The 11,887-nt window shown below is 73.5% G+C and carries 13 protein-coding genes; 5 read left to right on the top strand and 8 right to left on the bottom strand.

The window, feature by feature from the left end; all coding sequences use genetic code 11:
• Positions 1 to 213: 213 nt before the first annotated feature.
• From ACQ3I4_RS13005 to ACQ3I4_RS12990, 4 genes are all read right to left on the bottom strand, one after another.
• Positions 214 to 495, bottom strand: coding sequence for a hypothetical protein (locus tag ACQ3I4_RS13005; RefSeq protein ID WP_329863435.1), 282 nt, complete (start codon positions 493 to 495; stop codon positions 214 to 216).
• 144 nt (positions 496 to 639) lie between these two features.
• The gene (locus ACQ3I4_RS13000) at positions 640 to 2,145 is read right to left on the bottom strand and encodes an amidohydrolase (protein ID WP_430633693.1); all 1,506 of its coding nucleotides are present in this window, start codon (positions 2,143 to 2,145) and stop codon (positions 640 to 642) included.
• Between the two features lie 65 nt (positions 2,146 to 2,210).
• Positions 2,211 to 2,969 carry a hypothetical protein gene (locus ACQ3I4_RS12995; protein ID WP_430633692.1) on the bottom strand — a complete coding sequence of 253 codons (759 nt, stop codon included), beginning with the start codon at positions 2,967 to 2,969 and terminating at the stop codon, positions 2,211 to 2,213.
• A gap of 19 nt (positions 2,970 to 2,988) precedes the next feature.
• Complete coding sequence (locus tag ACQ3I4_RS12990; RefSeq protein ID WP_329863430.1) at positions 2,989 to 3,717, bottom strand: DUF5058 family protein; 729 nt, start codon at positions 3,715 to 3,717, stop codon at positions 2,989 to 2,991.
• Positions 3,718 to 3,837: 120 nt separating this feature from the next.
• On the opposite strand from ACQ3I4_RS12990, the gene ACQ3I4_RS12985 reads away from it, so the two are divergent.
• Together ACQ3I4_RS12985 and ACQ3I4_RS12980 are read left to right on the top strand one after the other, a co-directional pair.
• Entirely contained in the window at positions 3,838 to 4,845 is a 1,008-nt protein-coding gene (locus ACQ3I4_RS12985) for an AsnC family transcriptional regulator (RefSeq protein WP_430633691.1), read from the top strand.
• Between the two features lie 167 nt (positions 4,846 to 5,012).
• Positions 5,013 to 5,981 carry a hypothetical protein gene (locus ACQ3I4_RS12980; RefSeq protein ID WP_430633690.1) on the top strand — a complete coding sequence of 323 codons (969 nt, stop codon included), beginning with the start codon at positions 5,013 to 5,015 and terminating at the stop codon, positions 5,979 to 5,981.
• 7 nt (positions 5,982 to 5,988) lie between these two features.
• Here ACQ3I4_RS12980 and ACQ3I4_RS12975 read toward each other — a convergent pair whose 3' ends face one another.
• Both ACQ3I4_RS12975 and ACQ3I4_RS12970 read right to left on the bottom strand, forming a co-directional pair.
• Positions 5,989 to 6,915 carry a carbohydrate kinase family protein gene (locus tag ACQ3I4_RS12975; RefSeq protein ID WP_430633689.1) on the bottom strand — a complete coding sequence of 309 codons (927 nt, stop codon included), beginning with the start codon at positions 6,913 to 6,915 and terminating at the stop codon, positions 5,989 to 5,991.
• 160 nt (positions 6,916 to 7,075) lie between these two features.
• On the bottom strand, positions 7,076 to 7,840 hold the full coding sequence (locus ACQ3I4_RS12970) for a TetR/AcrR family transcriptional regulator (protein WP_430633688.1): 765 nt from the start codon (positions 7,838 to 7,840) through the stop codon (positions 7,076 to 7,078).
• A gap of 74 nt (positions 7,841 to 7,914) precedes the next feature.
• Between ACQ3I4_RS12970 and ACQ3I4_RS12965 the strand changes: the two genes are divergently transcribed.
• The 3 genes from ACQ3I4_RS12965 to ACQ3I4_RS12955 all read left to right on the top strand — a co-directional run bounded on the left by ACQ3I4_RS12965 (position 7,915) and on the right by ACQ3I4_RS12955 (position 10,445).
• The gene (locus ACQ3I4_RS12965; RefSeq protein WP_430633687.1) at positions 7,915 to 8,865 is read left to right on the top strand and encodes an NAD(P)-dependent alcohol dehydrogenase; all 951 of its coding nucleotides are present in this window, start codon (positions 7,915 to 7,917) and stop codon (positions 8,863 to 8,865) included.
• A gap of 381 nt (positions 8,866 to 9,246) precedes the next feature.
• Entirely contained in the window at positions 9,247 to 10,200 is a 954-nt protein-coding gene (locus ACQ3I4_RS12960; RefSeq protein WP_430633686.1) for a hypothetical protein, read from the top strand.
• 59 nt (positions 10,201 to 10,259) lie between these two features.
• Entirely contained in the window at positions 10,260 to 10,445 is a 186-nt protein-coding gene (locus ACQ3I4_RS12955; RefSeq protein ID WP_430633685.1) for a hypothetical protein, read from the top strand.
• 46 nt (positions 10,446 to 10,491) lie between these two features.
• On the opposite strand, the gene ACQ3I4_RS12950 is transcribed toward ACQ3I4_RS12955, so the two are convergent.
• Together ACQ3I4_RS12950 and map are read right to left on the bottom strand one after the other, a co-directional pair.
• On the bottom strand, positions 10,492 to 10,782 hold the full coding sequence (locus tag ACQ3I4_RS12950) for an antibiotic biosynthesis monooxygenase family protein (protein WP_430633684.1): 291 nt from the start codon (positions 10,780 to 10,782) through the stop codon (positions 10,492 to 10,494).
• 262 nt (positions 10,783 to 11,044) lie between these two features.
• Positions 11,045 to 11,824: a type I methionyl aminopeptidase gene (gene map / locus ACQ3I4_RS12945; protein WP_430633683.1), complete on the bottom strand. Its 780-nt coding sequence runs from the start codon at positions 11,822 to 11,824 to the stop codon at positions 11,045 to 11,047.
• Positions 11,825 to 11,887 lie beyond the last annotated feature (63 nt).

Below are 11,887 nucleotides of genomic sequence, written 5' to 3'. Positions count from 1 at the left end.
CCCTGGTCCCCCGGAAGGGCGGTCCCCCGCCAGGGGGAGGGGGGTGCCCCACGGCCACGACATCATCATCGGCAGGTCAACGACGGGTAATCTGCGCCCTCGGCAATCCGCCGACCGCTTACTTCCCGTTCTTGACGGGATACCCGTACTGGCCGGCGCCGGCGCCCAGTGCGGGGGCGAACACGCACACAAGCCCCCCGGGCGGGCACCCGCTCAGGCGACGCGGCGAATCCCGGGCGCCCGTCCGGCGTCGTCCTCCGCCATCAGCCGCCGCGCCTCCTTGAGCGCGGGGCCGGCGTCCTTCTTGTCCAGCTGCGCCAGCAGCAGCAGGTTGGCGATGCGCTGCTCGCGCTGCGACGCCTCCGCCTGGCGCGCCATCTCGATCATCGCCAGCACCCGCGCGTGCGCGCGGCGCCCGCGGGCCTCCGCCGACGCGTCCTCGGGATCGGTCCCGCTGAGGACCTCGAGCGCCTCGTCCAGAATTCCGTGGTGCATGATCCTCCCCTCCTCCGCCACCGGCCGCCCCGGACTGTGCCCCGGGTCACGCGGCCGTAGTTGACTAGAAAGGCTAGCGGTTGGGCCCTGCGAACGCGAATCGGCGGGCCCGACCGGCAGGAGCGAGCCGGCGGCGCCGCTCCCCTACGAGACGGACCCGGACCCCGCGGACCGGGCCCCGGCGCGCAGCGGCGGTGCGACGACGCCGTCGGGGATCGGCTCGAGGTAGGGCGTCACCGCGAGGACGTCCCGGTGCTCCTGCTGCGCCGCCGCCAGCACTCCGGGATCCAGGACGATGGCCGCGGCCGTCGCCGCCATCGACGTCGCCGCGTGGAGCATGCCCTTATGCGCGGCCGGGAGCTTGCCCTGCGCCACCGTCTGCCACGCGTGGAAGGGCGTCCCGAGCGCCGCGGTCGCCGAGGAGATCTGAACGGTCGGGACCACCCAGCTCACGTCGCCGACGTCCGTGGACCCGGTCATCTGGGGCCGCGGCTGCTCCGGAAGGAACGGCGCGATCCCATCATGCAGGGCCCGCCCGTCGGTCACCTGCCAGCCGACGAGGCGCTTCGCCCCCGAGATCTCCCGCGCGTCGAGGCCCGCCGCGAACCGGGCGGCGGTCTGCTGGTCCTCCGCGTCGAACGGCACGGGGCCGATCTGCCGCAGCACGCCCTCCAGCGTGCGCTCGAGGACCTCGTTCGGCAGCACCTCGGCGCACGCGCCGTCGAACTCGATTTCCAGCTCCGTCTCCGTCATCAGGGCCGCGCCGCGGGCGATCCTCACGACCCGCTCGTGGAGCTCGCGCATCTGCCGGGTGTCCTCGGCGCGGATGACGTAGTAGACGCTGGCATGGGCCTGGACCACGTTCGGGGACCGGCCGCCCGCATCGGTGATCGCGTAGTGGACGCGCGCCGAGTCGGGCATGTGCTCGCGCAGGAAGTTCACGCCCACGTTCATCAGCTCCACCGCGTCCAGTGCGGACCGGCCGAGGTGCGGCATCGCGCCGGCGTGGGCGGCCAGGCCCGTGAAGTGGAAGTAGACCTGCGAGTAGGACAGCGTGAGCGACTGCCGGCTGCGCGTCAGGGGCGTCGGGTGCCACGTCACGGCCGCGTCGACGTCGGCGAACGCCCCCGACTTCACCATGAAGGTCTTGCCCGCGGCCGCCTCCTCCGCCGGGCAGCCGTAGTAGCGGACCCGGGCCTCGATCCCGGCCGCCTCGAAGTACTCGGCCGTGACGACGGCGGCCATGAGCGCCCCGGAGCCGAGCAGGTGGTGGTGGCAGCCGTGCCCGTTGCCGGAGGCGTTGGCCGGGTCCGGCGTGCGCTCCGCGTTGCCGGACTCCTGGCTGATGTCGGCGAGCGCATCGTATTCGCCGAGGAACGCGATGACGGGCCCGCCGCTCCCCCGTTCGGCGCTGAACGCCGTCGGGATCCCGCCGACCCGCTCGGTGACCGTGAACCCGTGGGCCCGGGCCGCCGCCTGGTGCTTCTCCTGGGCGCGGAACTCCTCCCAGCGCATCTCCGGATCGTCCCAGATCGCGTCCGCCATCGCGGTGAACTCGGGGGCGGCTGCGGCCACGCGTTCCGCGAGGGCCTCCACGTGGGTTGCGTCCAGGGCGCCGGCCGGGGCCGGGGCGGTCTCGTTGAGGGTCATGGTGTTCCTTTCGAAGGGTGGGGTCCGCGCGTGACGGCGCGGCGGTGGCGGGGTGCGGGCGGTGGCTAGGCGCGGTCCGCGTCGGCGGGCTTCGCCTTGAACGTCAGCATCACGACGGCGACGGTCAGGACGACGCCGAACAGGGGCGCCGCCGGGGCCAGCACCGGGATCAGGGGTACGACGCCGTAGATCACCAGGACGCCGACGGCCAGGCCCGCGAGGAGCACCTTGGGCTGCTTCCAGTTGCCGATGATGTTCTGCATCAGGAACGCGCCGAGGACGGCCGGGACCACGAACCGGGTCACGGCGGCGAGCAGGTCCGCGGGGACGATGGTCAGGAGCCACTGGCCGAAGACCGCGATGACCAGGACGAGCGCGGCGACGTGGATGAACGCGGCGGAGCAGATGGCCAGGGTCGCGGCGATCTGGGCCTGGGGCGTGCCCGGCTTGGCCTTGATGCTGGCCTGGGCCGTGACGGCGGCCGGGAGCAGCTTGGTGGAGATATTGCCGATGAGGAAGGCCTGGTACATGGCGCCGGCCCCGAGGATCGGGAAGTAGGAGATCGGCTCGATGACCCAGATGACGCCCATGACGAGGGCGATCGCGACGACGGCCGCGACGAGGGTCCCCAGGCTGACCTCGTAGCCTCCGAAGACGACCATCAGGACCGGGCCGATCAGCATCGCGGCCATGCCGGCCGTCATCGTGACCGGGCCCCAGACGGACGTGGTGCGGTCGAAGCCGGCGAGGGGGTTCGTGGTGGCGCCGGCGGTGGCGGGCGCGGTGGTGGCTGGCGTGGCGGCGGGCGCGGGGGTTTCAGACATGGTGGGTCCTCTCACGGATTCAGGAGACGAGGTAGCCGACGGCGAGGGCGCCGATCATGGACGCGCCGAGTGCGAACTCGAGCAGCATCGGCTTGTCCAGGCGCTTGGCCACGAGCGTCAGGACCAGCATGAGGAGGGCGGAGGTGCCGAAGACGAGGGCGCCGTTGAAGCTGGCCGCGACCTCCTTCAGGCCCATGGTGAAGAACGCGCCGATGAGGGCGGCGACGGGCAGGAGCGCCCAGCGCGCTGAGCGCTTGCGGGCGGTCTTGGTGGTGGTGCCGGCGGCCATGCCGCGCTTCATGATGGGGGTCATGATGAGCGTGACCACCATCCAGCCGCTGCCGCCGATCGCGAGGGCCAGGAGCATCGTCACGAGCATGTTGCCGTCCACGCCCGGTTGGCCGAGCCCGGAGCCCATGGTGCCGAGGGCGAGGTTCGCCGCGATGGTCTCGTAGGCGGCCGAGCCGATGAGGCCGATCCGGGTGATGGTGCTGGGGTTGCCGAACAGGGGAAGCAGGGCGAGGGCGACGAGGCAGACGGCGATCGACGGGCCGATGGCGGAGACGCCGCCGGCGCGGAAGGCCGTGCGCACGTCGGCGGACGGCATGCCCACGGACGTCGCGGCGGCCTTGGCCGCCCGGAGGTAGACGACGCTCTGGACCAGGATGACGATCAGCACCAGGACGGCGCCGAGCCAGAGCAGCGGGTGGTTGACGGTTTGGGCCAAGGTCGGAACGGTGTCCTCCATGGAGGCTCCTTGGGGATCGTAGGAACCCGTTCCCGGGGCGGGACGGGCTGTCTTGTGATCTTGGACATATCCGGTTTCCGTTGCGTAAATCTGGCTGAATCTGGGAAAGTTGGCTTCCAGATGAATGGAAACTCGATCTCAGACGACGATGCCCGGCTGATTCACGCACTCCAGATTTCTCCGCGCGCGCCGTGGAGCGAGCTCTCCCGTGCGTTGTCCACCAGCCCCTCGGCGCTCGCGCAACGGTTCGCGCGGCTCTACGAGGCCGGCCTCGTCAGGACCACCGGGCACCCCACCTGGATCAACACCCGGAGCCATACGGCGTTCGCGGAGATCGACGTCGAGCCCGGCGCGCTCGCCGACGTCACGGACACCCTCGCGGAGCTGCCGACGGCCATGACGCTGGATGCCACGTCCTCGGGGACGTGCCTGGTCGCGACCCTCAACGCGCCCCACCCGTCCGCGCTGGCCGCCATGCTCCTGGAGACCGTGCCGTCACTGCCCGGCGTGCGGGACGTACGGGCGCACGTCGCCACCTCGATCCTCAAGACCGGGGACCGGTGGAACCTCAGGGCGCTCGAGCCGGAGGAGGCGGGCCGGATCAGCGGCCCCCGTCCGCCGCGGGCCCGGGCCTCGAGGAACCTGGATCCCGCCTTCCGCAGCGCCCTCATGGCGGAACTCGGGCGAGATGCCCGTGTGCCGGCCTCCGTGCTGGCCCGCACCCTGGGCGTGAGCGAGCAGAAGGTCCACGACGGGATCGCCGTGGTGCTGCACGGCGACGAGTTCAGGTTGAGGACGGACGTCGTCAATGCCTGGTCGGGGTGGCCCGTGCACATCTGGTACTTCGTCGAGGTCCCGCCCCGCCAGCTCACCGCGGTCGCCGCCGCGCTGACGGCGCAGCCCGAGGTCCGCTACGTGGGCACGTCCGCGGGCCCGGCCAACCTCACCTTCGACGTGTGGCTGCGCAGCCTGGGCGTCCTGCACGCCCTCGAGGCGAAGATCGACTCGCTTTCCCAGACGGGGGTCAAGATCAGGCGGCAGATCGTCCTGCGCACGCCCAAGCGGCTGGGCCACCTGCTGGATCACGACGGGCGGTTCACCGAGCGGTACGTCGTGCCGCCGGCCTAGGCGCCCGTCTTCCACGGGGGGGGAAGCGGACGACGGAGGGGGAAGCGGACGACGGCGCCGCGGCGGGTCCTCCGCGCACCCCGCTATCCACAGCCTCGCTCCCCGCGCGAGATCGGTGGGCGAAGCCGTCCTAGACTGCCGGTGACGCCTCCGAAGCCAAGGACACCATGACCCGCAGCCTCCGCCTGATCCGCCCCGATCCCGCCCGCTGGCGGGACCTTCCCCTCGACGTGTCCCCGGCGCTCCAGGCGCTCGTCGCCGGGCTGATCACCGGCGCGACGGTCGGCGGCCTGCTGCTCATCGAGCGCCTCCTGCCGGACGAGGGCGGGGGCCCCGCCGTCGAGTACTTCGTCGGCGGCTTTCTCATCGGACCCCCGTGGGCCTCCTATGTGTTCGTCGGCCTCTTCTGGGTCGGCCTCGGCCGGCACGCATCGATCGCGACGCCGCCGGTGCTCGCCGCGCTCGCGGTCCCCTATGGGATCGACGGATCCGGCGGCGCCTACGTTGCCGCTGCGGGCGCCGTGCTGTCCCTGGCGTGGGCCGCCGTCTGCCTCCGCCGGTCCGTCCGCGGCACCCTGGCCGCGGCGTCGCTCGCCCGGGACACGCCGGACGGGGGAATCGTCCCGGAGGTCGGGGCCGGGGTCGACTCCTACGTCCTGCGGACTGCCCGCAAGGGCGTCCTCCTTGCCGTCGGCACCACCGCGGCCGCAATCATCCTTTTCCTCATCGCGGACTTCGAGGTCGTCTCGGACCCGGAACCGATGTATCAGAGGCGCTTCCCGAGGTTGGACTTCAGGGGCCACCACCCGGGCGCAGGCGCCGTCTTCGCCGTCCTCTTCACCGCCCTGGCCTTCGGGTACTGGGCGCGCGTGGCAGGACGTTCCGCCGCGCGCCTGATGGTCGGCCTTGCCGTGTGGGAGGTTCCGCTGCGCGAAGGCCCGCTGCGGCTGCCGGCGGAGGCGGCGCACGACGCGGACACGGGGTTCGTCGCCTACTACTTGGGGCCGGCCTCCACCGGGCTCGCGGTGACCCGCTCGGGCCGCGGGTTCACGGAAGTGGGAACGGAGGCTCCCCCGGCCATCTCGGTGCATGCGCACCCGGACGCCGCCGGGCCACGCGGACCCGGGAGCCCGTGAACCGGCCTCAGCCTTCGCCGGCGAGCAGCCCGTCGAGCTCGGTGCGCGTGGGCGGGTTCGCCCCGGCCCGGCGCACGGTCAGGGCCGCTGCCGCCGCGGCGAGCGAGCCGAGCCGCGCCAGTTCTGCCACCCCGAGCTCCTCCGTCCCCGTTTCCAGGACGCCCGCGATGAGCGCCGCCATGTAGGAGTCGCCGGCGCCGATGGTGTCCACGACCTGCGAGGCGACCGCGGGGACCCGCAGCTCCCGGTCCGCGCTGCGCAGCAGCGAGCCGCCGGCCCCGAGGGTGACGACGCCGAGGCGCGCGCCGAGCTCGACGATCCTGGCCGCGACGTCGTCGAGCCCGCGACCGGGGTAGAGCCAGGCGGCGTCCTCGTCGCTGAGCTTGACCACGTGCGCGAGCGGGGCGAGCTCCTCGAACGCCGCGAGCGCCTCGGCGTGCGTGCCGAGCAGCGCGGGACGGATGTTCGGGTCGTAGGTGATCACCGTGCCGGCCGGCGCTCCCTCGAGGATCGAGCGCACCGTGGCCGCGCCGGGCGCCAGGAACGCGGCGATCGAGCCGGTGTGGATGGCCCGGGCCGCGGGCAGCGGCAGGACGGGTGCCGGCTCCCAACGGATGTCGAACTCGTACTCGGCGGAGCCGTCCGGGGCGAGCACCGCCGTCGCACTGGCCGTGCGCTCGAGCGGAGCCTCGACGGGGGCGAGCCCGACGCCGGCCCCGGACAGGTGCTCCCGGATCAGCGCCCCGTGCGCGTCCTCGCCCAGGGCCGTCAGGAGCGTCGTGTCCAGGCCGAGGCGGGCCAGCCCGTAGGCGACGTTCGCCGGCGAGCCGCCGGGGTGCTCCCGCGTGCCGCCGTCCTGCAGGACGACGTCGACCAGGGCCTCGCCGACCACGAGGACGTCATGGGACGGAACGGTGTTCTCTGCTGCGGGCATGGGGAAGGGACCTCCGGTGCGGTGGCGGTTGGGGTGGGTGGCCGCGACGTCGTCGACCGTTGCCGTCCAGCGTAGGCGCGCGGCCGTGATGCGGGGCACACATTGCGCCAACGTGACGCACTCCGGTTCCGCGGCCCGCGCACGGCAGGCACTCGCAGGCTCAGCCTTCCAGCCGGCGCTCGAGCGAGTCCAGGATCAGCTCGAGCCCGGGCGCGAACTCGTCCGCGTAGGCGTAGTCCCGCCGCGAGACCACCCCGCCGACCATCTCGAGCAGGTGCGGATACGGCGCGAGGGCGTCGAGGAGGCCCTCGGCGAAGTCCGCGGCCGCTCCTCCAGTCTCCCGGCCGGCGTCTCCGCTCCCACCGGCTCCCGCGCCCGCCGCCCGGCCCGCTGCCGCCTCCCGACCGGCTCCCCCGCCCCCGCCGTCCCCCGCCTCCCCGTTCGCGCCGTCCCCCGCGGCGTCGAACGGCAGGTTCAGTTCGGTCAGCACGAACCCGTAGACGTACGAGTCCAACGCGGAGAACGCGTGGGCGGCGAGCCGGACGGGGAAGCCGTTGGCGCGCAGGTTGCCGAGGACCGCGTTGTGGTGGGCGAGCAGCGCCGGTCCGGGCACGCGGCGGGACTCGATCAGGCCCAGCGCCCACGGGTGCGCGGCCAGGACCGAGCGCGCGGAGGCGGCGCGTGCGGCCATCGCGGGCCGCCACGGATCGCGCTCCCCGGGCAGTTCGATCCGTGCGAAGACCCAATCCACGAGCGCGTCCAGCAGGGCCTCCTTGCCGGCCACGTGGTGGTAGAGCGACATCGCCTCCACGCCGAGCTCCGCCGCGACGCCGCGCATGCTCGCCGCGGCCAGCCCGCCGCGGTCGGCGACGGCCACGGCGGCCTCGACGACGCGCTCGCGGCTCAATGGTTCCCTCGCGTTCACGTCCCACCCCTTGTCTTCTTACAGCCGTAAGCCTACGCTCGATCCCACAGGCTTACGAGTGTAAGGGGAAGTTCATGAAGGCAGCGATCGCGCACCGCTACGGCCCGCCGGAGTCGCTCGACGTCACCGAGGTCCCGCGCCCCATACCGGGTCCCGGCGAGGTCCTCGTCCGCGTCGAGGCCTCGGCCGTCACCGCCGGGGACTCGCGCATGCGCGGCGGCCGCTTCCCGCGCGGCTTCGGCCTCCCGGCCCGCCTGGCGATCGGCCTGCGCGGCCCGCGCCGCAAGGTCCTCGGCATGGCGTTCTCCGGGACCGTCGAGGAACTGGGCGACGGAGTCGAGGGCCACGCGCCGGGCGATCAGGTCGCCGGGATGAACGGACGGCTCGGCACCCACGCCCAGTTCGCCGTCGTCCCCGCCCGCATCCTCGTGCCCAAGCCGGCGCAGCTCGGCCACGCGGACGCCGCGGGACTGCTCTTCGGGGGGACGACGGCGCTGCACTTCCTGCGCGACAAGGCCCGCCTCGCGCCGGGTGCGAGGGTGCTGGTCAACGGGGCCTCCGGGGCCGTGGGCTCCTCGGCGGTGCAGCTCGCGAAGCACTTCGGCGCGCACGTCACGGCCGTCGCGGGGCCCGCCAACCAGGAGCTCCTGGCCCGGCTGGGCGCGGACGAGGCCGTGGACTACACGCGTACGCCCGTCGAATCGCTGACCGGCCCCTTCGACCTGGTCCTCGACGCGGTCGGCAACGTCTCCGCCGCGCTCGGCAAGCGGCTCGCCGGCGAGCGCGGCACCGTGGTGCTCGCCGCCGCCGACCTGCTGACCACCATCACGGCGCGCGGGCGGGTCGTCGCCGGGATCGCGAGCGACTCCCCCGAGCTGGTCGCGTACCTGCTGGACCTCGCCGCCCGCGGCGCGCTCGACCCGTTCACCCGCGTGATCGGCGGCCTCGACGCGCTCCCGGAAGCCCACGCCCTGGTGGATTCCGGCCGCAAGACGGGCAACGTCGTCGTCCTCCCCTGGGCCTGACCACCCCCACCTTCCCCAGCGCACTTTTACCTTCAAGCAATCCGAAACGCCCTGGTCAGCGGCGTCCGCGCGGAGCAAAAGCGCGCCCGAGGCGTGAAAGGTGCGCGGGAAGCGGGCGGCGGCCCGGCAATGGATCGTCGCGACGGCCATCGCCGCGCTCACGATCGCCGCGGCGTTCGTCGCCGACCGCGGCTGGGAGCAGCTCGACGGGCCCACGTGGGAAGGCCCGTGGACCGTGCGGGAGGCGTACGAGCAGGCGGGGCTGTACCTGGTGCTCGCCTTCTGCTTCGGCGCCTGGACCCTGGGGGGCGCGCCCCGGCCGCCGCGCCGCCCGTCCTGGCCTACGCCGCAGCAGTCTTCCACCTCGAGGGCAAGCCCGGCGTGGCCCTGGTCTGGCTGGCGGGCGCGGCCGTCGCGGCCGGCTGGGCCGGGTGCCAGCTGCTCGGAGTCCGACGCCGGGGCGCCGCCGTCCGCACCCTCCTCGTCGCGGGCGCGACGTCCGAATCCGTGGAGGTCGGCCCTCGCGCCCGGGCCAGCCTGTCGCTGGCCCGGCGGCGTGGGCTGAAGACGGCGCTGTTGTTCACCGCCGGTTCCGCGGCCGGCTTCGCGGCGGCGCGGTGGATCCTGCCCGGCGAGCTGGGGCTGACCGAGGCCGAGCTCGGCGAGACGACCTTCTCGGACGTGGCGCTCGCCGTGGGCCTCGGTGCCGGGCTGCTCGCCGTGATCTGGTGGGCCGGGTGCCTTGCCCGCCAGGTGGTCGTCGGCGGCGCAACGGGCATGGTGTGCCAGCTGCCGTTCGCGCCGGGCGGCCCGGTGGTGCTCGACCCGAGCCGGGAGACGGGCATGGTCCCCTGTGAGGGCGGCCCCGATTGCTCGTGTGCCGCGGAGCTCGAGCGATGGCCGGACGACGCGGAGCTGTTCGACGAGCTGGTCCCCGCCGCCCCGTATTGCCCCGAGCACGGGATCGACGTGGTCAACGCGCTGCGGCCGGACGCGTTCCGCCGGATCGCGGAGCAGCCGTGGCTCTGGGACGGGGAGGCCACGCCGCCCGTTCCGCGGGACGCGGGCGGCACGGGACCGTACGTCTTCGCGTTCGCCGGGGAGCTCTTCGCCGGGATCCCCGTGGCGCGGACGCCGAGCGGCGTGGAGGCCGTGACGGCGTCCACGGAGGAGGCGGAGTTCCTCGGCGAGGACGAGTACCGGGACCGCGTGCCCGCCGTCCTCCGCCCGCAGGACGGAGTGCTGGACCGGATCGACCTGCGCCCTGCCGGCTTCGACGGCTGGGCCGTCCGATACCGCCACGGCCGGGCCTGGTTCGAGCAGGAGTCCTCGTAGGCTCCACACCCGAGGGCGGCCCCTTGGCTTCAAGCCCGCTGCGTAGGGATGATGGCTCCATGACGACGGATTCCGGCAACCCCCGACACGATCGGCAGGACCCTTGGGACACCACCCTGATCAAGCTCCGTCAGGCTACGGACAACGGGCACCGCACCGATCTAGACGATGCCCTCGAGGCCTTCGGTACGAGCCGCGACGAGCTTCAGGCCGAGCTCGAAGCACATCCGCTGCGGGACAGCTGACCACGGGAGCCGGGCCCCGGCGTCGTGCTCCTGGCCGTCGCGCGGATCAGCCGAGCTCGACGACTTCGAACTCGAGCAGCTCCGCGCCCGAGGCGACGGGCGCCTGGCCTGAGTGGTCGCGCGCGGCGCGGTGGTCCCGCCAGTTCTCGTAGTCCTCCCGCGTGGCCCACTGCGTGTAGACGAAGTAGCGCGACTCACCGGCCGTGGGGCGCAGCAGCTTGAAGCCCTCGAAGCCGGGGGCGTTGTCGACGGCGTGCTTGCGCGCGGCGAAGCGGGCCTCCAGCTCGGTGCCGGCCCCCTCGGGGACGTTCAGGGCGTTGATGACGACGACGGACATGGTGCTCCTTTGCCTCGCCGGCCCCACCACACGGGGGCCGCTTCCGGCCCACGCTACCCCCTCACAACCACCCCCCCGCCCCCCCAGCGCACTTTTCCCTTCAAGTAACCCGGAGGGCCCCGGGGTGGCGCGGTTCACACGGGGTAAAGGTGCGCAACAAGGGCGAAAGGTGCGCAGGAATGAGCACGACGGCGGGGCGAGGAGCGGAAGGGAGCACGACGGCGGGGCGGGGCGGGCGCGGGAGGGAAGCCCGCGAGGGGGCTCAGCCGCGCAGGCGCGCCGGCAGGGTGAGGATCTCGGCGCCGTCCTCGGTGATCGCGATCGTGTGCTCGCTGTGCGCGGTCCGGCAGCCGGTCGCGCTGCGCAGGGTCCAGCCGTCGTCGTCCGTGACGAGCTCGGCGGTGTCCGTCATGACCCACGGCTCCAGCGCGAGCAGCAGGCCGGGGCGCAGCCTGTACCCGCGGCCCGCCCGGCCCGTGTTGGGAACGTGCGGGTCCTGGTGCATCGTGGAGCCGATCCCGTGGCCGCCGAACTCGAGGTTGACCGAATAGCCCGCCCTCTCGAGGACCGAGCCGATGGCGTGGGCGAGGTCCCCGATCCGCGCGCCGGGCCCGGCTGCGGCGATGCCGGCGGCCAGCGCCTCCCGGGTGGCGCGGATGAGGGCGGCGCTCTCCGGCGCGGCCTCGCCGACGACGAAGCTGATCGCCGAATCCGCGGCGATCCCGTCGAGGGAGACGGCGAGGTCGAGCGTGACCAGGTCCCCGTCGGCGATCGCGTAGTCGTGCGGCAGGCCGTGCAGGACGGCGTCGTTCACCGAGGTGCAGATGTAGTGGCCGAACGGCCCGCGGCCGAAGGCCGGCGCGTAGTCGACATAGCAGGACACCGCCCCGGCGGCCTCGATCATCTCCCGCGCCCAGCCGTCGAGCTCGAGCAGGTTGGTGCCGACCCCGGCGCGCTGGCGCAGCGTGTCCAGGATGTCGGCCACGAGCGCGCCCGTGGCACGGGCGCGGTCCAGCTCGGCGGGGGTCAGGATCTCGATCATGGGGGTCGCCCTTCGCGCGGTTCCGGTAGGTTCCCACCCTAGCGCCCGGGGCCGGGGCCCCCT

Origin of the sequence: Zafaria sp. Z1313, from assembly GCF_050563205.1 — a bacterium.
Classification (GTDB): domain Bacteria; phylum Actinomycetota; class Actinomycetes; order Actinomycetales; family Micrococcaceae; genus JAZDCJ01.
This window is presented reverse-complemented; position numbering and strand designations above follow the sequence as displayed.